General features: G+C 68.2%; 19 protein-coding genes. 5 read left to right on the top strand and 14 right to left on the bottom strand.

Annotated features, from left to right (window positions below; translation table 11 throughout):
* Positions 1–14: 14 nt before the first annotated feature.
* From Q1B08_RS04680 to Q1B08_RS04615, 14 genes are all read right to left on the bottom strand, one after another.
* Positions 15–1,964 carry a chemotaxis protein CheA gene (locus Q1B08_RS04680; protein ID WP_299815489.1) on the bottom strand — a complete coding sequence of 650 codons (1,950 nt, stop codon included), beginning with the start codon at positions 1,962–1,964 and terminating at the stop codon, positions 15–17.
* A gap of 4 nt (positions 1,965–1,968) precedes the next feature.
* On the bottom strand, positions 1,969–2,334 hold the full coding sequence (locus Q1B08_RS04675) for a response regulator (protein ID WP_299815486.1): 366 nt from the start codon (positions 2,332–2,334) through the stop codon (positions 1,969–1,971).
* Between the two features lie 4 nt (positions 2,335–2,338).
* Complete coding sequence (locus Q1B08_RS04670; protein ID WP_299815483.1) at positions 2,339–2,614, bottom strand: hypothetical protein; 276 nt, start codon at positions 2,612–2,614, stop codon at positions 2,339–2,341.
* Between the two features lie 334 nt (positions 2,615–2,948).
* Positions 2,949–3,539, bottom strand: coding sequence for a hypothetical protein (locus Q1B08_RS04665; RefSeq protein WP_299815480.1), 591 nt, complete (start codon positions 3,537–3,539; stop codon positions 2,949–2,951).
* Between the two features lie 332 nt (positions 3,540–3,871).
* On the bottom strand, positions 3,872–4,600 hold the full coding sequence (locus Q1B08_RS04660; protein ID WP_299815477.1) for an alanyl-tRNA editing protein: 729 nt from the start codon (positions 4,598–4,600) through the stop codon (positions 3,872–3,874).
* A complete protein-coding gene (locus Q1B08_RS04655) occupies positions 4,597–6,942 on the bottom strand; it encodes a DUF3772 domain-containing protein (protein WP_299815474.1) in 2,346 nt (781 codons plus the stop codon). The genes Q1B08_RS04660 and Q1B08_RS04655 overlap by 4 nt, the downstream gene beginning before the upstream one ends.
* Complete coding sequence (locus tag Q1B08_RS04650) at positions 6,939–7,967, bottom strand: cysteine synthase A (protein ID WP_299815471.1); 1,029 nt, start codon at positions 7,965–7,967, stop codon at positions 6,939–6,941. The genes Q1B08_RS04655 and Q1B08_RS04650 overlap by 4 nt, the downstream gene beginning before the upstream one ends.
* Before the next feature lie 51 nt (positions 7,968–8,018).
* Positions 8,019–9,131 carry an NUDIX domain-containing protein gene (locus tag Q1B08_RS04645; protein ID WP_299815468.1) on the bottom strand — a complete coding sequence of 371 codons (1,113 nt, stop codon included), beginning with the start codon at positions 9,129–9,131 and terminating at the stop codon, positions 8,019–8,021.
* On the bottom strand, positions 9,128–9,430 hold the full coding sequence (locus Q1B08_RS04640) for a hypothetical protein (protein WP_299815465.1): 303 nt from the start codon (positions 9,428–9,430) through the stop codon (positions 9,128–9,130). The genes Q1B08_RS04645 and Q1B08_RS04640 overlap by 4 nt, the downstream gene beginning before the upstream one ends.
* Entirely contained in the window at positions 9,430–10,641 is a 1,212-nt protein-coding gene (locus tag Q1B08_RS04635) for a cyclopropane-fatty-acyl-phospholipid synthase family protein (protein WP_299815462.1), read from the bottom strand. Before Q1B08_RS04635 ends, Q1B08_RS04640 begins: the two co-directional genes overlap by 1 nt.
* Positions 10,642–10,716: 75 nt before the next feature.
* Entirely contained in the window at positions 10,717–12,102 is a 1,386-nt protein-coding gene (locus Q1B08_RS04630) for a deoxyribodipyrimidine photo-lyase (RefSeq protein WP_299815459.1), read from the bottom strand.
* On the bottom strand, positions 12,099–12,248 hold the full coding sequence (locus tag Q1B08_RS04625; RefSeq protein ID WP_299815456.1) for a hypothetical protein: 150 nt from the start codon (positions 12,246–12,248) through the stop codon (positions 12,099–12,101). Before Q1B08_RS04625 ends, Q1B08_RS04630 begins: the two co-directional genes overlap by 4 nt.
* 30 nt (positions 12,249–12,278) lie before the next feature.
* Complete coding sequence (locus Q1B08_RS04620; RefSeq protein WP_299815454.1) at positions 12,279–12,419, bottom strand: hypothetical protein; 141 nt, start codon at positions 12,417–12,419, stop codon at positions 12,279–12,281.
* Between the two features lie 264 nt (positions 12,420–12,683).
* Positions 12,684–13,844, bottom strand: a complete 1,161-nt coding sequence (locus Q1B08_RS04615; RefSeq protein WP_299815451.1) for a M20 aminoacylase family protein — start codon at positions 13,842–13,844, stop codon at positions 12,684–12,686.
* A gap of 55 nt (positions 13,845–13,899) precedes the next feature.
* Between Q1B08_RS04615 and mazG the strand changes: the two genes are divergently transcribed.
* The 5 genes from mazG (at position 13,900) to Q1B08_RS04590 (ending at position 18,777) form a co-directional block, all read left to right on the top strand.
* The gene (gene mazG, locus Q1B08_RS04610; protein ID WP_299815448.1) at positions 13,900–14,748 is read left to right on the top strand and encodes a nucleoside triphosphate pyrophosphohydrolase; all 849 of its coding nucleotides are present in this window, start codon (positions 13,900–13,902) and stop codon (positions 14,746–14,748) included.
* Between the two features lie 47 nt (positions 14,749–14,795).
* The gene (locus tag Q1B08_RS04605) at positions 14,796–15,812 is read left to right on the top strand and encodes a Fe(3+) ABC transporter substrate-binding protein (RefSeq protein ID WP_299815445.1); all 1,017 of its coding nucleotides are present in this window, start codon (positions 14,796–14,798) and stop codon (positions 15,810–15,812) included.
* Between the two features lie 76 nt (positions 15,813–15,888).
* Positions 15,889–16,821, top strand: a complete 933-nt coding sequence (locus Q1B08_RS04600; RefSeq protein ID WP_299815442.1) for a nucleoside hydrolase — start codon at positions 15,889–15,891, stop codon at positions 16,819–16,821.
* A gap of 109 nt (positions 16,822–16,930) precedes the next feature.
* The gene (locus Q1B08_RS04595; RefSeq protein WP_299815439.1) at positions 16,931–18,319 is read left to right on the top strand and encodes a protein adenylyltransferase SelO; all 1,389 of its coding nucleotides are present in this window, start codon (positions 16,931–16,933) and stop codon (positions 18,317–18,319) included.
* 35 nt (positions 18,320–18,354) lie between these two features.
* Positions 18,355–18,777: a Fur family transcriptional regulator gene (locus tag Q1B08_RS04590; RefSeq protein ID WP_299815436.1), complete on the top strand. Its 423-nt coding sequence runs from the start codon at positions 18,355–18,357 to the stop codon at positions 18,775–18,777.
* The last annotated feature ends 7 nt before the right edge of the window (positions 18,778–18,784 follow it).

Raw genomic sequence — 18,784 nt, 5'->3', positions numbered from 1 at the left:
CGCCGTCTCCTTGGTCACGCCGCCACCTTCAGGGCGCTCTGGGCGCGTTTCACGATGGCCGCGGCGTCAAGGATCAGGGCCACGGAGCCATCGCCGAGAATGGTGGAGCCAGCGAGCCCCTCGATCCCGCGGTGGTAGATGCTGAGCGGCTTGATCACGGTCTGGTGCTGGCCGATCACCTCATCCACGACCAGCCCGGTACGGCGGCCGTCCACGCTGGTAATGACGACCCGGCGATCGTCCGAGTGCAGGCGCTCGAAGCCGAAGAGCCGGTCGAGACTGAGGAACGGGACGAGCTCGTTGCGGATGTGCAGGATCGACCGGCCGCTGGCGCGCACGTCGTCGTCCGGGGGCAGCTCCACGCATTCCTCCACCGACGAGAGCGGGATCACGAAGGATTCCGTGCCGACCTTGACGAGAAGACCGTCGATGATGGCGAGCGTCAGGGGCAAGCAAAGCGTGACCTCGGTGCCGACGCCCCGCTGCGAGCGGACATCGACGCTGCCGCGCAGATCCTCGATCACCCGCCGCACGGCGTCCATGCCGACCCCTCGGCCCGAAACGCTCGACAGCGTCTTGGCCGTCGAGAATCCCGGCTCGAAGATCAGGCCGAAGAGCTGCTCCTCGGACATCTCGACCTCGGGCGTGATCAGGCCGCGCTCGATGGCACGCGCGCGGATCGCCTCGGCATCGAGCCCCGCGCCGTCGTCGGTGATCGAGATCAGGACCTTGCCGCCGGATTGCCGCGCACGCAGATCGACCCGGGCCTGCTCGGGCTTGCCGGCTTGCCGACGCGCCTCGGGAAGCTCGATGCCGTGGTCGATCGAGTTGCGGATGATGTGGACGAGCGGTTCGGTCAGGCTGTCGATGACGTTCTTGTCGACCTCGGTTTCCCCGCCGCGCGTGCTGAGCGCAACGTCCTTGCCGAGTTCCGTCGACAGATCGCGCACGACGCGCCGGAACTTCGTGAAGACCGGCTCGATCGGGAGCATGCGGATCGACAGGATGGAGTCGCGCAACCCTGAAACCAGGTTCCCGATCTCCTCCGCCGTGCCGGCCAGCGCAACGTCATCCAGATCACCCGCGATGCGGTTGAGACGCGCCTGGGCGATGACGAGCTCGCCGAGCTGATCCATCAGTTCGTCGAGGCGCTGCGACTGCACCCGGACCGAATCCGGCTTCGGCGCGGCGGTCTTCGCGTCCGGCGTTTTCGCCGCCTCGACCCTTGCGGGCGCATCCATCTGCGACCCTATCTCCGCAGGCACGGGCTCGCACGTGGCGTCCGGCGTCGACTCTTCGATCTCGATCACGCAATCGCTGGCGAAGATGAACACCTCGTCGATCGCGTCCCGCCCCTTCGACGTGTCCAGCTCGATCGTCCACCAGAGGTGGCAGACGGTGGGATCCATCTCGCCGAGCCTCGGCACCCTGTCGGCGTGACAGGTCACGACGGCATCGCCAAGCTCGCACAACTCATCGAGCAGTAGGTCCAGGCGCGTCCCGTTGCGCAGGGCAAGCGCATCGGGAACGAGACGGATGGTGAACCGCTGCGTCGTCTTCGGCGTCACAGGCGCGGAGGCGGCAGCCGGCTCGGCCTCGCCCGACAGTTTCTCGATCTCGGCCACGAGCACGGCCGAGGCCGGATCATCCCCGGCGCCGGGGCCGGCATCGATCATCCGTTCGATGTGATCGCGCGACGCAAGGGAAAGCTGGATCAGCTCGGGCGTGACCCGCGCCCTGCCCTCGCGGATCTGGTCATAGGCATTCTCGAAGTGGTGCGTGAACCGCGCGAGCGCGTCGAAGCCGAACATCGCGCCCGACCCCTTGAGGGTGTGGAGCGCGCGAAAGACGGCATCGACCGAGGCCGCGGATTCCGGTTCGGCCTCGAGTTCGAGCAAGATCGCCTCGAGGCCTTCTAGAATGTCGGTGGCTTCCTGAATGAAGGAATCGGCTGGACTGGTCAAAGCGTCATCCGATCAGCTTGGAGACCACGGAGGCGAGCTTCTGCTCGTCGAACGGCTTCACGATCCATCCGGTCGCGCCGGCCTCCTTCGCCTCCTTCATCTTCTCCTTCTGCGCCTCGGTCGTCAGCATCACGATCGGCAGGCCATGATACGCGCTGTTCTCCCGGACCTTCCGGATCATCTCGATGCCATTCATGTTCGGCATGTTCAGGTCGCAGACGACGAGGTCGACCTCGTTCGCGGCCAGGGTCGACAACCCTTCCACGCCGTCTTCGGCGCCGATGACGTTGTAGCCCCGGGGCGTCATCGTGAATCCGATCATGTCGCGGATGCTCTTGGAATCGTCGACGCTCAGGATGGTCTTCGACATCGGTTCAGTCCTCTTCAAACGTTTCGAGGGTTGTAAGGGCGGCGGCGGCGCGAGGGCCGAGGGTCAGACGATCCGCCGGGACGCTGCGGACCGCGCTGACGACGAGCTGAAGCGCGAGGGGCGCCACCGGGCCGTCCGCAAGGTCGATTTCGAGGTGGCCGGACGGGTCGGCCGCATTGACTGCCGAGACGAGCCGCGCGTGGACGTCGGGCACCCCGGCGACGCCGAGACCGGCCGGTATCGTGATCGACGAAGGAATCTCGTTGTCTGTCTCTGGCATGACCGGTCCTCGAACTTTCGCGGGAACCCTTTCCATAGATGTGAAAATGAAACGTGAAGACGAAGGTGAATCCCGGCGGCGGAACGACATCCGGACCTGGAAATGCCGCAGACGCGCCTTCGGATGGGACCGCGCGATCCGTCCGAACGAGTCCGTGTCGGAAGCGGACGACGACCCGGCCAAGGCGGAACGCCCTCAATCGCCGTGGACGACCGGTCGCCGTCTCGCGATGGCCCGCTGCTGTCCGGCAGCCCCCTTTCCGGCTTCCGTCGCGGCCTCGACGCATGGGCGGCAGCAATCGACGGAACGGGTGCGGCGCGCTCGGATCGAACGATCAGGCCGCGGCCCGCATGTCCGGCTCAATCCCGGCGACCCGCGCCTCGACGGGGATGGTCACGAGAAAGCTCGAGCCGACCCGGAACGCTGTGGGCTGCGATCCGACCGCCCATCGCGCCCGATGGTATCGACGATGGCGGAGCCAGGGCTCCCGCCTTTCATCCAAGCGTCCGCCCGCTGCGCAAAACTCGGGAAGCTGCCCGTCCTTCGGGGAGGCGCTTGCCATATCGAGGAGCTGAACGGCCTCGACGATTCCGTTCATCGGCGTTCCGGGATCGTGGCCGATCGTTGCAGGGAAGTAGAACAGCGAATGATCCGCTCGGATCCGTGCCGCGTGTTCCGTTTGACCAGGATAGGTCTCCATGCCGAAGACCGGCAGATAGATCTCGATGTAGACGTCCAGAGGCTCCGGTTCGCCATGTCCGATCCTGAGCGCGGTGAAAGGTTGCTTGGTCTCGACAATTCGGACGACGACGGAATTATGGGTCGCCAGATCGGCGTGACGAACGATCGCCTTGCCTGACACGAAGCGGAGCCAGCCGACGGGACCGAAGACCTTGAAGCGGAAAACGCCGCCGAACCGCGCCATCTCCTCGATCCGCCGTATGCCCGCATCCGTGGGCGTCTCGCGCCAGTTCGGCGATCCGCAACAGGCGCACGGCGGCGTTTTCGACCCATTCGGCCGACCGCCGGGCCGCGTCGCAGGCCACGGCGCGTTCGACGAGGTGACCGGCCAGACCGCCGCTCCGCAAAGCGTCGCTACGCCCGCGCCCATGAGCGCTACCCCCCAGCCCTTCCGCTAACGCGCCTCTCAGCGTCGAATTCCGGCGCGATCATGGGCGGTGCGCGTGAGGACCCTGTTGAACGCCTACGGCTCCGCACGTCCGGTCCCCCGAAGGACGCGGCAGGCCCGGGATGCCGTCAGGTATCGAGGGTAATGGAAATCCGGCGGTTCGCCTTGCCCTTGTTCTCGATCTTGCCGACCGCGACAGGGCCGATCTCCGCGGTGGAGCGTACATGCGTCCCACCGCAGGGCTGCAGATCGACCGGCGCCTCCGCGGACCCGATCCGCACGAGGCGAATGGGCCCTGCCCCGCGCGGCGGCCGGACCGAAAGCGTCTTCACGAGATCCGGGTTCGCGTCGAGTTCCGCCTCGCTGATCCAGTCCGCCCCGACCGGGTGGTCGCCGCTCACGAGCTGCCCCATCCGGGCCTGGATGACGTCGCGGTCGTGGATCACCTCGGGCATGTCGAAGTCGAGACGCGATTTCTCCGCCCCGATCTGCCCGCCCGTCACCGGCAGCGGAACGGCGACCGAAAGCAGGTGGAGGGCCGTGTGCATCCGCATGAAGCGGTGCCGCCGCGCCCAGTCGAGGCGCATCTCGACCTCCGCCCCCTCGGGCGGCAGCGATTCCTCCCCGTCGGGGACGAGCACGATGGCATCGGGATCCTCGGCCGGGCCTTTGACCGTTCCGGCGATGCCGCTTTCCCCGCCGTTCCAGACCAGTCGTCCGCTGTCGCCCGGCTGACCGCCCCCCCTGGGATAGAAGATCGTCCGATCCAGCACGATGCCGCCCTCCGGCGTCAGGCGGCGGACGATCCCCGTGGCGGTCTTCAGATACGCGTCCTCGCGAAAAAGCGGTTCGGTCATTCGGTCTCTGCTCCTGTCTGGCGCGGCTGCAGCGCTTCCGGGTTCCGAAGCCAGATGTCGCGCTGCGCGAAGGGAACCTCGATGCCCTCCTCGCGGAAGCGTTTGGCCAAGGCATGGTTGAGCTCGGAGGCGACGATCGGCTTGAAAAGGATATCGCGGATGACGACACGGATCGTGAAGTTCAGACTGTCCGCACCGAAGGCGTCGAAGGTCACGAGCGGGGGCGGGTTCAGGACGACCATCGGATGCGCCTCGGCCACCTCCTGCAGGACCGACTGCGCCCATATGGTATCCGTCCCGTAAGCCACCCCGACCTGCAGCACGACCCGGCCGGACGCGTTGTTGAGCGTGTAGTTCGTCACGACGCCCGATATCAGGTCGGCGTTCGGCACGATCACGTCCTGCCGGTCGAAGGTCTCGATCCGGGTGGACCGGACGGAGATCTCGCGCACGAAGCCCTCCGTCGCGCCGGCCTGCACCCAGTCGCCGATCTTGATCGGCCGCTCGATGAGCAGGATGATCCCGGAAACGAAATTCTGCACGATCGTCTGCAGGCCGAAACCGATCCCGATCGACAGCGCACCGGCGACGACGGCCAGCGCCGACAGGTCGATGCCGGCTGCCACGATCCCGATCAGCGCGGCCAGCGTAATCCCGACATAGCTCGTGCCCGAAAGAATGGCGTTCGTGCCGCCTGCGTCGAGCTGCGTCTTCGGGAGCACCGATGTGCGCAGCACGTTCTTCACGAGACCCACGACGAGATAGCCCAGCGCGAAGATCAGGATGAAGGAGAGGAAGTTGACCGGCGAAATGCGCGTGTCCCCGAGGGTGAAGCCGCGCAGGAACACGGCCCACCATTCGCCCAGTGTCGTCGGGCGCACGCCCCAGATCAGCGCGAAGAGCGGCAACGACGCGACCCACAACGTGAAACCGACAAGCGTCGGCAGAAGCTGGTCCCGCCCGGCATCCGGTCGGCGGCGGATCGCGGCATAGGCGTCGAAGACGAAGTTCTGCAGCGTGCCGATCAGCAGCACGAGCCCGAGCGAGATCACCGACGGCCAGAGAACCGCGAGCCCGAGATTGACGTAGCCGAAGGCCGCCACGATGGGCGCCGCCAGGCCAACCACCATCAACGCCCGTCCGACATTGCGCAGAAGGGGACTCCAGAACCCCTCCTCGCTATCCCCCTCGGGAGCGTCGGACGGTCCGACCCGTCCTTCCGAGAGCAGGAGCTGTCCCAGCCGGAACAGGTCGATCCCGGCCACGGTCAGAAGCACGAAATGCGAGATGGCGCGGCCGAGTTCCGGCGCGACGGATGTCGGCGCGAGGACCTCGCCCGCGAGGGTGAGCGCCACCAGCACGCCGAGCGTCAGGAAATGCAGTCGCGCCTCCGCCCGCCGGGGCGGCGCGACCGGCACGAAGGTCGGCAGGTCCGCCCGCGCGGGCAGCGCCTGGTGGGCGAGCCAGCGCGACGCCATGATGACGAGGCCCATGGTCGGAACGAGCGTCCGCGCCGCCTGCATCCGATCGCCCGTAGCTCCCATCATCGTGAGCATCTGCACGACGATCACGAGGCCGATCACCGGCAGGATCAGGCGCGCGAGCGAGATCGCGAGCAGCAGAAGGCGGGTCGTCGCCCTTTCCGCCTCCGCCGTCGCGAAGCGCTCGCGCAACCGCCCCAGCCACACGCCGGACCTCCAGAGCAGGATCACCGCGGCGAACAGCATGATCCCCAGTTCCGCGCCCCTGTTCATCCAGGTCGCGCGGGCCTCGGGCGTGGCAAACGGCGCCCAAAGCTCTTTTCCGAAGGCCAGAGCCCAGGCGCTCATCGCCTCGACCGCCGGCGGCCAGTTCGAGGGGTTGAGCGGAACGGGCGATTTCCTGAGCAACTCCTCTTCGCGGGCGTCCTGGATGCGACGGTCGGTCTCGCCGACGAGGCCGTCGGCCTCCGCGAAGGCCGCCTGCGCCTTCTGAACCGGCGCCAGCAACACCTCGAGCCGCTCCTCCAGTTCCGCGCGTTCGGCGGCGATGGCGGCGGGCTCGCTCGCGCCCTCCTCCTGCGGCACGGGACCCAGCGCCTCGATCTGCGCGCGTAGCGCCGCGATGCGGCCGGAATCCAGGTCGAGCTCCGCCTCGAAGCGGTTGCGCCATTCGACGAGCGTTTCGCGCAGCGTCGTCAGCGCCCCGATCGTCGCCTCGGTATCCCCGACGGTCTCGTTGGCAAAGTCACGTGTCTCGAGCCAGGACGCGTGGGCCTCCGGATCAAGGGCCGCCTCCTGCGCGAGGAGGGGCGCGGCGAGCGCGAGCCAGACCGCCGCCAGCAGGACCAGAAGGATCCTCATTCGAAGGCCGACGGCACCTCGCGGTCCGACCCGTCGAGCCAGCGCGGAACCGGCAGGCCCTTTTCGCGCAGGAAGGCCGGATTCCAGAGCTTGGACTGGTAGCGCGAGCCGTGATCGCACAGGATCGTCACGATCGTGTGCCCGGGTCCGAGATGCTCGGCCATCTTGACCGCGCCGCCCATGTTGATCGCGGTCGACCCGCCCATGCACAGGCCCTCGTGCTCGAGCAGGTCGAAGATCAGCGGCAGGCTTTCCTCATCGGTCACCTGGCAGACGAAGTCCGGCTCGAAGCCTTCGAGATTGCCGGTGACGCGCCCCTGCCCGATCCCCTCGCTGATCGAACTGCCCTCGGACTTGAGCTCGCCGTTCGCGTAGTATTCGTAGAGGGCCGAGGCCATCGGGTCGGCCAAACCGACCTTCACGCCCTTGGGCTGCAAGGCCGCGCCCACGCCGGAAACGGTGCCGCCGGTTCCGGCAGCGCAGATGAAGCCATCGATGCGGCCCTCCGTCTGCGCCCAGATCTCGGGTCCGGTCCCCTCGATATGGGCCTGCCGGTTCGCGGTGTTGTCGAACTGGTCCGCGAAGATCGCGCCATTCGGTTCCGTCTCGGCGAGCTTCTCGGCGAGCCTGCGGGCATAGCGGACGTAGTTGTTGGGGTTCTTGTAGGGTGCGGGCGGCACCTCGACCAGCGTGGCGCCGGCCAGACGCAACATGTCCTTCTTTTCCTGGCTCTGACTGTCGGGAATGACGATCACCGACTTGAAGCCCATCGACGCACCGACGAGCGACACCCCGATCCCGGTATTGCCGGCCGTGCCCTCGACGATGGTGCCCCCCGGCTTCAGACGACCGGAGGCCACCGCGTCGCGGATGATGTAGAGCGCGGCGCGGTCCTTCACCGACTGACCCGGATTGAGGAACTCCGCCTTGCCCAGGATCTCGCATCCAGTCGCGTCGGAGACGCGGTTGAGCCGGATCAGGGGCGTGTTGCCGACGGCTTCGGCAAGGTTTCGGTGGATCTGCACGATGGGACCTCCGGCTTGGTCCGCCCGATCTAGACCCCGCGCGAGGCCGCTTCAACCGCGCAGGCGATCCCGATTGAGCGCGAGCCAGAGCGCGGTGAGCATGAGCGGCGCGTTCGCCGCCTCGCCGGTGCCGGCCATCGCGATCAGGTCGGCCGCGGAAAGGACATGCGCCCGGATGTCCTCGCTCTCGGCAGCGACCCCGTGAAGCCCCCCGGATCCGTCTGGCAGATCGGCAAGCGCGACGTAGGAATGCAGCACCTGCGCGAGTCCCCCGGGGCTCGGGTAGTAGCGTCCGACGAGATGCAGATCCTCCGGACGGAGCGCCATTCCCGCCTCCTCCTGCGCCTCGCGGAGGGCCGCGCGCACCGGCGTCTCGCCCGCATCGATCAGGCCGGCTACCGGTTCGAGCATCCAGGGTTGCGGATCGCCCTTTGCGAGCGCGCCCATACGGAGTTGCTCGACGACCAGGACGCGGTCGCGGCCGGGATCGTAGGGCAGCACGGTCACCGCGTCGGTCACGTGGCTGATGGCGCGCTGGATGCGGTCCGAGCGGCTGCCGTCGAAGCGCGGATGATCGATGATCCACTCCTCGACACGGTGGAAACCCTCGTAGGGATAACGCACCTCCGCCACGTTCACGGCGGAGGCGGGCGTGTCCTGCCCGACCGTGACGAGCCGCCGATATTCCCGCGCCGCGAGGATCCCCTGCGCGCGGGCCTGGATCACGCCGCGCCGCGCGGCGATCTCCTCGAAGCGCACGGTGCCGTGCCCGCGCATCACCTCCGACGCGGCAAGACGCGTCCGTGCGCCATGCGCCGCGACCCATTCCGCAAGCGACCAGGCCTTTCCCGAACCGCAACCGTCGGGCGCACGATAGACCAGCGCCGGCACCGGACCCTCGGGCCCGTCGACCTCCACCGCCTCCGGCAGGTAGCCGAACGCGCTCTCGTACCAGTCGAGCCGCGCCCGCCCCTCGGCTTCCATCGACTCCGTCAGAAGCCCCTCCGCCTGGCCATCCGGGACGAGGACGGGCCAGTCGCCGGCGGCCGCGCGTTCGACATGCCACCCCGCGAGCGCGGCCGGTCGACAGGCGACGGCGCGGCCCGCAACGTCAGTCAGGAGCGCCTCGTGCATCAGCGTCCCGAAAAGAAAGTACCGACTCACCGCGTCACCCGACCGACGATTTCCGCGATCAGCCCGACACGCGCGCCGTCGCCGGAGAGCGTTCCGGAGACCCGCGGATCGGCGATCGTCGCGATGTCGCGGCACAGGAAGTCCATCCAGGTCCTCACCGCCCGCCCGCCGACGCGCCAGACGACGAGGAGCGCGTCAGCGGGATGCGTCTCCCGGAACCGGCCGCTCCGCATGCCCTTCGGCAGGACCACCCGCACAACCCGATCGGCGACGATCCATGCCAGCGCCGCGAATGGGATCGCTGCGACGAACTCGGCGGGCTTCGGCATCAGGCGGGCTTGCGCACGGTCATCTGGATGACATCGCACATCCCGTATTCGAACGCCCCGGCGCAGCCCGCGAGGTAGAGGTTCCACATTCGGCGGAAGCGCTCGTCGAAGCCCTGCGCCGCGATCTCGTCCCAACGGGCATTGAACGTCTCGTACCAGCGGCGCAGCGTGATCGAGTAGCTCCGCGCGAGGCTGACGGAGCCGTCCTCTTCCAGTCCCGCGCGCGAGACCTCCTCGGCGAGCTTCATCGGCGCAGGCAACATGCCGCCGGGGAAGATGTATTTCTGGATGAAGTCGACCGAGCGCGTGTAGATCGCCCAGCGTTCGTCGGGCACGATGATGATTTGCAACGTCGCCGCGCGGCCCGGGCGCAGCCGCTCGCGCAGCACGTCGAAATAGACCGGCCAGTAAGCGCGGCCCACGGCCTCGAACATCTCGATGGAGGCGATGCCGTCGTAGCTGCCCGTCTCGTCGCGGTAATCCTGCAGCTTGAACTCGACCCGGTCGGCAAGGCCCGCCCGCTCGATCCGCTCCACCGCGTATTTCAGCTGCTCCCGGCTCAGCGTCAGGCCGGTGACGCGCAGGCCACGCGTGCCGGCCGCATATTCCGCGAACCCGCCCCAGCCGCAACCGATCTCGAGCACATGGTCGCCGGGATGCACCCCCATCCGGTCGACGATGGACTTGTACTTAGCCGTCTGCGCCGCCTCGAGGCTTTCCCGTCCGGTCTCGTAGATCGCCGAGGAATAGGTCATCGTGTCGTCGAGCCAGGTCGCGTAGAAGGCGTTGCCGAGATCGTAGTGCCGCGAAACGTTTCGTCGCGCCTGTGCCTTCGTGTTCCGGTTGAGCCAGTGGCGCACCTTCTCGTAGGCGTGAAAGAGACGCAGGCCGGGAAACCGCCGGATCAGCACGTCCCCTTCCTTGTTGATGTAGTCGAACACGGCCTGCAGGTCGGGCGTCGTCCAGGACCCGTCCATGTAGCTTTCCATGAAGCCGTTGTCGCCCTCGCGCACCAGCCGGGCGAACACGTCGCCCCGGTGCAGCCGGATCTCGGCGGAAGGGCCCGGCGCCTGCCCGGTGTGCCGGAAGCGCCGCCCGTCGGGGAGGACCACGTCGATCCGTCCGGAGCGCGCGGCCTGCGCCATCCGGAAGGCCTGCCGGAAATAGCGCGGCAGATCCGTCTGACCGTCGGTCGTGGCCAAGGCGTCCATAGATCCCCCATCGCGTAATCGTACCACATCACCGCGCGGCCGGACGGGCAAGTCCGGAACGCCTCAGGGGTCCGATCAGGCGTCGTCGCGTGTCCTGTAGGCCTCGAGCGCCCGTGTGCGGCCTTCCGCAAGACCCACGATCGGCGCGTCGGGATAGGTGTCGTCGGCAGACATGTTCCAGCGGCGCGGGATGGCGGCGTAGAAGTCGTCGTCCTTCAGCCAGTGATCGCGGTAGCGGCGGCGGCGGTCGAACTTCCGCGCCTGCGTGTCGGGGTTGAAGATGCGGAAGAACGGGCTCGCATCCGGTCCCGACCCCGCCACCCATTGCCAGCCGAGCGCGTTCGAGGCCGGGTCCCAGTCGATCAGCGTGTCGGCGAACCAGTCGCAGCCCAGCCGCCAATGCGTCATCAGATGCTTCGTTAGGTACGATCCCGCGATCATGCGGGCGCGATTGTGCATCCTGCCGGTGACGTAGAGTTCGCGCATCGCCGCGTCGACGACCTCCACCCCGGTGACGCCGCGCCGCCAGGCCTCGGCCCGTTCGCTCTCCCGGTCCCAGGGAAAAGCGTCGAACTCGGACCGCCAGTTCGACTTCGTCAGCCGGGGCGTGTGAAAGGCGAGGTGGTGGGCGAAGTCGCGCCAGGCCAGCTCCTGCAGAAAGGTCTCCGCCTGCCCTTCGCCCTCGTGCAGCGCCTTCTGCCCCGCGAACCAACATTCCCGCGCGCTGATCTCGCCGTAGGTCAGGTTCTCCGACAGCCCGCTCGCGCCGTCGACGGCGAGGTCGTCACGCCCGGCGACGTAGCGGTCGAGCTTCTGCTCCACGAACGTGACCAGCCGGTCGCGGGCGGCGAGCTCGCCGACATGAACATGGCCCGCCACGACGGCCGCGCCCCGGTCCATCCCCGCGCCGAGACCCCAGTCCGACAGGTCGTCCGAAGCGGGCCAGTTCTCCGGCGCCGTCAGCGCCTCCACGGGCGCCAGCGGTCTCTCCAGCGCGCGGTCGCGGACGTTCTTCCAGTAGGGGGTGTAGACCTTGTAGAAGCCGCCCGTCTTCGTCTCGACGGTCCAGGGCTCGAACAGGACATGCGCGTGATGCGACCGCGCCTCGACCCCGTCCGCCTCGAGCGCGGCCTTGACCCCCGTGTCCCGCTCGCGCTCGTCGGCGACGTAGAGCCGGTTCCAGCAGACGGTTTCCGCGCCCGTCTCCTCGACCAGCGCGCGCAGCACGTCCAGCGCGCGGCCGCGCCGCAGGATCAGCCGCGCGCCGATCCCCTCCAGTCGTCCGGCCATGGCCTCGAGCCCCAGCCCGATCCGCCAGGAGGGCGCGGCGCCCCAGGTCTCGACCACCTCGTCGAGAATGAAGACCGGCACGACCGGCCGCCCCGTTTCCGCCGCTTCGCTCAGGGCGGGGTTGTCGGTCAGGCGCAGATCGCGGCGCAGCCAGAGGAGAATTGGTTTCATGCGACCGAAACTAGCATGCGCCACGGAATGACCAGACGCGCGCCGATGTCCTGGCCATCGAGAAAGGCGAGCATGTCCTGCGTCGGCTGCTCCGCATTCGTGGCCGGCAGTTCATGCGGCGCATCGTCATACTCCTTGAACCCCACCCGCGCGACGGCCTTTGTCGCCGCCCGACCCTATGGGTCGATCGGAGCGGTCGTGTCGCCGGTGCCGCGCACGACCGGCGTGAACATCGTGACGGCCGCCATGTCGGGGCGGAAACCGGTCTTTCCGAAGGCGTCGATGCAGTCGGGCGTGGCCTTCGGGCTCGCCATCATCGCCATCATCCACGACCAGTGCAGAATACCGTCGGAGACCGGATGCGAACGGAAGCCGGTGCCCTAGAGGTGCCTGAGGAAGTCCCGAAGGAAGCCCGGCCGGTCGGCCTTGATCCCGTCCTTCCATCTGCCTGAACACCGCGGCGTCCACGCCGTCGGGATTGTCCGGCGCCTTCAGCATGCAGGACACGACGGAAGAGACGAGCCCGGCCTGGCGCACGCCCGCGCCGCGCGCCGCCTTTCGTTCCGGTCAGGCCATGGACGTCAAAGCGGCTGCGCGGTCTCTACCATGCGCGCGAAGAAGCTCGCGCCGATGGGAGCGACGCGGTCGTTGAAATCGTAATCGGCGTGATGAAGCACCGGCCCCGGCCCCGTGCCGAGAAACAGATAGGCGCCGGGCCGGGCGTTCAGCATGTAGCTGAAATCCTCCGCACCCATCTCGCGGTCGGTATCGGCCGTGACACGGTCCGCGCCCACCACGTCCGCCGCGACCTCCGCGGCGAAGCCTGCCTTTTCGGCGTCGTTGATCGTGGCCGGATAGCCCCGCTCGTAGCGACAGGTCGCCTCGACCCCGTAGGCCGCCGCCTGCCCCGCGACGACTTCCGCGAGGCGCCGCTCCACCATGTCCTGCACGCCGGGGTCGAAGGTGCGGACCGTGCCGCCCATATAGGCGAGCCCGGGGATGATGTTGTCGGCGGAGCCCGCATGGATCTGCGTGATCGAGACGACGAGGTCGTCGATGGCGCGGTGGTTGCGGCTGACGATGGTCTGGATCGCCTGCCCGATGCCCAGCGCGGCGGCGATCGGGTCGCGCGTGTCGTGCGGCATGGCACCGTGACCGCCCTTGCCGGTGATGTCGATATGGAACGTGTCGACCGCGGCCATCAGCGGCCCGGGCGCGGTGAAGAACGCCCCCTCCTCGACGTTCGGCGTATTGTGGATGCCGTAGACCTGGGTGATGCCGAACCGGTCCATCACGCCGTCCCGCACCATGACCTCGCCGCCGCCGCCGCCCTCCTCCGCCGGCTGGAAGATCAGCGCGACACGGCCGCGGAAGCGGCGCGTCTCCGCGAGGTACTTCGCCGCGCCGAGCAGCATCGTCGTGTGCCCGTCATGCCCGCAGGCATGCATCCGGCCCTCCGTCTCGCTGGCATGGGCGACGCCCGAGGTCTCGCGGATCGGCAGTGCGTCCATGTCGGCGCGCAGGCCGATCGTCGGCCCCTCGCCCTGGCCCTCGATGATCGCGACGATGCCGGAGGTGGCGATCCCCTCGTGGATCTCGTCCACCCCGAGGGTGCGCAGCTTGTCGGCGACGAAACCCGAGGTCTTCGGCAGGTCGAAAAGCAGCTCCGGGTTGCGGTGCAGCCAGTGCCGCCATTCCGTCATTTCGGGCGCCATCGCGGCGATGGAGTTGAGGACGGGCATGGCTTTCTCTCCTTCTGGTGCGGCGGTAGAGAACACCCGCGAAAGGGGAATGTGAATGGCCGACGAGACGGAAGACCGCATCTGCACCGAACCGGGCGGCGGGATGCCGCGGCTTCTCGCGATCATGGCGCGCCTTCGCGACCCCGCGCGCGGCTGTCCCTGGGATATCGAGCAGGACTTCGCTTCGATCGCGCCCTACACGATCGAGGAGGCCTACGAGGTCGCCGACGCGATAGAGCGCGAGGCGTGGGATGAGCTGGAGGGGGAGTTGGGCGACCTGCTGCTGCAGGTTGTCTACCACGCGCAGATGGGGGCGGAGGCAGGACGCTTCGACTTCGGATCCGTGGCCGACCGCGTGGCACAGAAGATGGTGGACCGGCACCCGCATATCTGGGGCGACGCCTCGCGCGACAAGTCGGCCGCGGATCAGGTCGCGGACTGGGAGGCGGCGAAGGCGCGGGAGCGGGCGACGAAGCGCGAGGGGCGCACGCTTGACGGGGTGGCGCTGGGGCTGCCGGCGCTGCTGCGAGCGGTCAAGCTACAGAACCGTGCCGCCCGCGTGGGTTTCGACTGGCCGGCAACGGACGCGGTGCTGGCAAAGCTGCAGGAGGAGGCGGCGGAACTCATCGAGGCGCGCGACAAGCTCACGTCCGAGGCGGTGTCGGAGGAGATGGGCGACCTTCTTTTCGTGCTGGCGAACCTCGCCCGGCATCTCGACGTCGATCCCGAACACGCTCTTCGGGCCGCGAACGCCAAGTTCGCCCGCCGTTTCGAGGCGATCGAGGATGCGCTGGCCGAACAGGGCCGATCGCCGGCGCAGTCCGACCTCGCGGAGATGGACGCCCTTTGGGATGCGGCGAAGGCGGCCGAGAAAGACCAATCGAAAGAATCGGGATTGACCTGACAACTTTGGTCGGGAATAGGTCTCCCGAACCGAAGAAGGAGGTTTCCATGCCGCTCCGCGCACTTATCCTGTCCAGCACGGCCCTGGCCTGCGCCACCCCGGTGCTTGCCGGCGAGGTCAATGTCTATTCCTACCGCCAGCCCGAGCTGATCCAGCCGCTCATCGACGGCTTCGAATCGACGACCAGCCATACGGCGAACGTCGTCTATATCGATCAGGGGATCACCGAGCGGCTGGTGGCGGAAGGCGAACGCTCGCCGGCGGATCTCATCTTCACCGTCGACATCTCCCGCCTGTCGGAAGCCAAGGCCGCAGGCGTGACGCAGGCGGTCGAGAGCGAGCATCTGACGCAGCACGTCCCCGAGGCCATGCGGGATGCCGACGGCCACTGGTACGGCGTCACCACCCGCGCCCGCATCGTCTATGCCAGCAAGGAGCGCGTGGCCGACGGCGAGATCACGACCTACGAGGATCTGGCCGACCCGAAATGGGAGGGCCGCATCTGCACCCGCTCGGGGACGCACGACTACACGATCGGCCTGATCTCCGCGCTGATCGAGCATAACGGCGTCGAGGCGACCCGCGACTGGCTCGAAGGGGTGAAGTCGAACCTCGCCAAGGCGCCCGAGGGCAACGACCGGGCGCAGGTCAAGTCGATCTGGGCCGGGGAATGCGACATTTCGATCGGCAACACCTATTACATGGGCGCGATGCTGCAGGACCCGGAGCAGGAAGCCTGGGCCAACGCGGTGCGGATCGCCTTTCCGACCTTCGAGGACGGCAGCGGCACGCATGTGAACGTCTCCGGCGTCGCGATGACCAAGGGGGCCCCGAACCGCGACGTGGCGCTCGAGTTCATGGAATACCTGACCTCGCCCGAGGCGCAGGCGATCTATGCCGACGTCGTCAACGAATACCCTGTTTCGCCGGACGCCGAGCCGTCCGAGCTGGTGCGGAGCTGGGGCCGGATCGACCCCGACGACACGCCGCTGACCGCGATCGCGAGCCACCGCGCCGAGGCGTTGAAGCTCGTGGAGGAAGTCGACTTCGACGCCGGCAGCTGAGCCTGCTTCCGGTCCCCGCCCGGCCGCGTGCCGGGCGGGGCTGGACATTCCGGGCGCCGGCGTCTCTGTGTCGGTCATGACCAGGAAGATCATCATCGACACCGATCCGGGACAGGACGACGCCGTCGCCATCCTGCTCGCGCTCGCATCCCCGGAACTCGAGGTTCTGGGCATCGCCACGGTGGCGGGGAACGTCCCGCTCGAGCTGACGTCCCGCAATGCGCGCATCGTCTGCGAACTCGCCGGCCGGGCCGACATGCCCGTCCATGCCGGCTGCGACCGTCCCATGGCGCGCGACCTCGTGACGGCGGAGCACGTCCACGGCAAGACCGGCCTCGACGGGGCCGAACTGCCGGATCCCACGATGCCGCTCGCCGAGGGGCACGCGGTCGACTTCATCGTCGAGACGCTACGGCGGGAGGAGGCCGGAACGGTCACGCTCTGCCCTCTGGGTCCGCTCACCAACATCGCCACCGCCCTCGAACGCGCCCCCGACATCGCCGAACGGATCGAGCGGATCGTCCTGATGGGCGGAGCCTATTTCGAGGTCGGCAACGTCACCCCCGCCGCCGAGTTCAACATCTATGTCGACCCCGAGGCGGCGCGCGCCGTCTTCGCCTCCGGCGCGCCGATCACCGTCCTGCCGCTCGACGCGACGCACAAGGCGCTGACGACGCGCGCCCGCAATGCGGCCTTCCGCGCGGCGGGACGCATCGGAGAGATCGTGGCCGGTTGGACCGGGTTCTTCGAGCGGTTCGACAAGGAGAAGTACGGATCGGAGGGCGCGCCGCTTCACGATCCTCTGGTGATCGCATGGCTTCTTCGGCCGGACCTCTTCACCGGGCGCGAGGTCAATGTGGAGATCGAGGTGGACTCGCCCCTCACCCGCGGCATGACCGTCGCCGATTGGTGGGGCGTGACGGACCGGCCGGCGAACGCGCTCTTCGTCGGGGACGTCGATGCGGACGGGTTCTTCGGCCTTCTGACCGAGCGTCTGTCGCGGTTGTAGGAGCGAGAGGCCAGCCTCTCGCGCTTTCCGGGATATGTCAGAAGCAAAGATGCAGCCGAACCACCTCGCATCGCCCGGCGTTGGCACTCCATCCAGAAAGGAGGCCCCGATGTTCGCCTTCGACAATTCCTATGCGCGCCTGCCCGACCGCTTCTATACCAGGATGAACCCGACGCCGGTCGAATCGCCCGGCTGGGTCGCGTTGAACGAAGGGCTCGCGCGTGATCTCGGCCTCGACCCCGAGGCCCTGCGCGGCGCGATCGACGTCTTTGCCGGCAACCGCGTGCCCGAGGGCGCCGACCCGCTCGCGCAGCTCTATGCCGGGCACCAGTTCGGCGGCTGGTCGCCGCAACTCGGTGATGGCCGGGCGATCCTGCTTGGCGAGCATGTCCACGAGGGACGGCGTTTCGACCTGCAGCTCAAGGGTTCGGGGCCCACGCCCTATTCGCGCATGGGCGACGGACGCTCCGCGCTGGGACCGGTGATCCGGGAATACGCGGTCAGCGAGGCGATGCACGCGCTGCGCCTGCCGACGACGCGGGCGCTCGCCGCCGTGACGACGGGGGAAGAGGTGCTGCGACAGGAAGGATCCGTGCCCGGCGGCGTCCTGACCCGCGTCGCGTCGAGCCACATCCGCGTGGGCACGTTCCAGGTCTTCGCGGCGCGCGAGGATGTGGAGGGCCTGCGCGCGCTGCTCGACTATGCGATCGCCCGCCACGCGCCAGAGGCGGAGGGGCCGATGGACCTGCTGCGGCACGTCATGGCGAAGCAGGCCAGCCTCGTGGCACGCTGGATGGGGCTCGGCTTCGTGCACGGGGTGATGAACACCGACAACATGACCATCTCGGGCGAGACCATCGACTACGGCCCCTGCGCCTTCATGGAGGCCTACCACCCCGACACGGTGTTCTCCTCCATCGACCAGTTCGGCCGCTACGCCTGGTCGAAGCAGCCCGACATCGCGCTCTGGAACCTCGCGCAGCTGGCCACCGCGCTGCTGCCGCTGATGGGCGAGCGGAAGGCGGCCGTGGCCGAGGCGACGGAGGTGCTGGAGGGCTTCCGCGATCTCTACGCGGAGGCCTGGACGGAGGTCATGGCCGCGAAGATCGGGGTCGACGACATGGAGCTCGCCATGCAGCTACTCGACATCATGCGCGAGGGGCAGGCGGACTTCACCAACACGTTCCGCGCGCTCGCGACCGCGCCCGATACGGCGCGGGATCAGTTCGTGAACGCCACGCGCTTCGACAGCTGGTACACGGAATGGCAGTCGGGCGACCCCGACCGGGCCGCGATGCTTCGCGCCAATCCGGCGGTCATTCCGCGCAACCACCGCGTGGAGGAGGCCATCGCCGCGGCCTATCGGGGCGATCATGCGCCGTTCCATGCCCTGAACGCGGCGCTTGCCGATCCCTGGCGGGAGACGGAGGCGAACGCGCCCTACCGGCAGCCCGCCACGGAGGCGGAGCGGGTGACGCGCACGTTCTGCGGGACATGATTGTCCGGCGCCGCGTCGGCGGCTAGGACGGGGCCATGAGCGCCCTGCCCTCCCTCCTCGACCGTTGCGAAGCGCAGGATCTGCGCCTTACCGGACAGCGGCGCACCGTCGCGCAGGTGCTGGACGCGTCCGACGATCATCCGGACGTGGAGACGATCCATGCCCGGGCCACGGCGCTCGATCCGAACATCTCGGTCGCCACGGTCTATCGGACGGTGAAACTCTTCGAGGAATCGGGCCTGCTCGAGCGGCGGGAGTTCGGGGATGGCCGGGCCCGCTACGAGGATGCCGAGCGCGACCATCACGACCATCTCATCGACCTGCAAACGGGCGCGGTAATCGAGTTCGTCGACCCGGAGATCGAAGCCCTGCAGGAGCGGATCGCGCAGCGCCTGGGCTACGACCTGAAGGGCCACCGGCTCGAGCTGTTCGGCGTCCGTCGCAGGCACGACGGCTGACGCGTCG

This window comes from uncultured Jannaschia sp. (assembly GCF_947494025.1).
GTDB lineage: Bacteria > Pseudomonadota > Alphaproteobacteria > Rhodobacterales > Rhodobacteraceae > Jannaschia.
This window is presented reverse-complemented; position numbering and strand designations above follow the sequence as displayed.

Coding starts and splice junctions, on each gene's coding strand:
- Q1B08_RS04605 (WP_299815445.1), top strand. CDS start 14,796: ATGCCGCTCCGCGCACTTATCCTGTCCAGCACGGCCCTGGCCTGCGCC.
- Q1B08_RS04630 (WP_299815459.1), bottom strand. CDS start 12,102: ATGAAACCAATTCTCCTCTGGCTGCGCCGCGATCTGCGCCTGACCGAC.
- Q1B08_RS04675 (WP_299815486.1), bottom strand. CDS start 2,334: ATGTCGAAGACCATCCTGAGCGTCGACGATTCCAAGAGCATCCGCGAC.
- Q1B08_RS04635 (WP_299815462.1), bottom strand. CDS start 10,641: ATGGACGCCTTGGCCACGACCGACGGTCAGACGGATCTGCCGCGCTAT.
- Q1B08_RS04600 (WP_299815442.1), top strand. CDS start 15,889: ATGACCAGGAAGATCATCATCGACACCGATCCGGGACAGGACGACGCC.
- mazG (WP_299815448.1), top strand. CDS start 13,900: ATGGCCGACGAGACGGAAGACCGCATCTGCACCGAACCGGGCGGCGGG.
- Q1B08_RS04660 (WP_299815477.1), bottom strand. CDS start 4,600: ATGACCGAACCGCTTTTTCGCGAGGACGCGTATCTGAAGACCGCCACG.
- Q1B08_RS04590 (WP_299815436.1), top strand. CDS start 18,355: ATGAGCGCCCTGCCCTCCCTCCTCGACCGTTGCGAAGCGCAGGATCTG.
- Q1B08_RS04595 (WP_299815439.1), top strand. CDS start 16,931: ATGTTCGCCTTCGACAATTCCTATGCGCGCCTGCCCGACCGCTTCTAT.
- Q1B08_RS04640 (WP_299815465.1), bottom strand. CDS start 9,430: ATGCCGAAGCCCGCCGAGTTCGTCGCAGCGATCCCATTCGCGGCGCTG.
- Q1B08_RS04670 (WP_299815483.1), bottom strand. CDS start 2,614: ATGCCAGAGACAGACAACGAGATTCCTTCGTCGATCACGATACCGGCC.
- Q1B08_RS04665 (WP_299815480.1), bottom strand. CDS start 3,539: ATGGCGCGGTTCGGCGGCGTTTTCCGCTTCAAGGTCTTCGGTCCCGTC.
- Q1B08_RS04655 (WP_299815474.1), bottom strand. CDS start 6,942: ATGAGGATCCTTCTGGTCCTGCTGGCGGCGGTCTGGCTCGCGCTCGCC.
- Q1B08_RS04620 (WP_299815454.1), bottom strand. CDS start 12,419: ATGATGGCGAGCCCGAAGGCCACGCCCGACTGCATCGACGCCTTCGGA.
- Q1B08_RS04615 (WP_299815451.1), bottom strand. CDS start 13,844: ATGCCCGTCCTCAACTCCATCGCCGCGATGGCGCCCGAAATGACGGAA.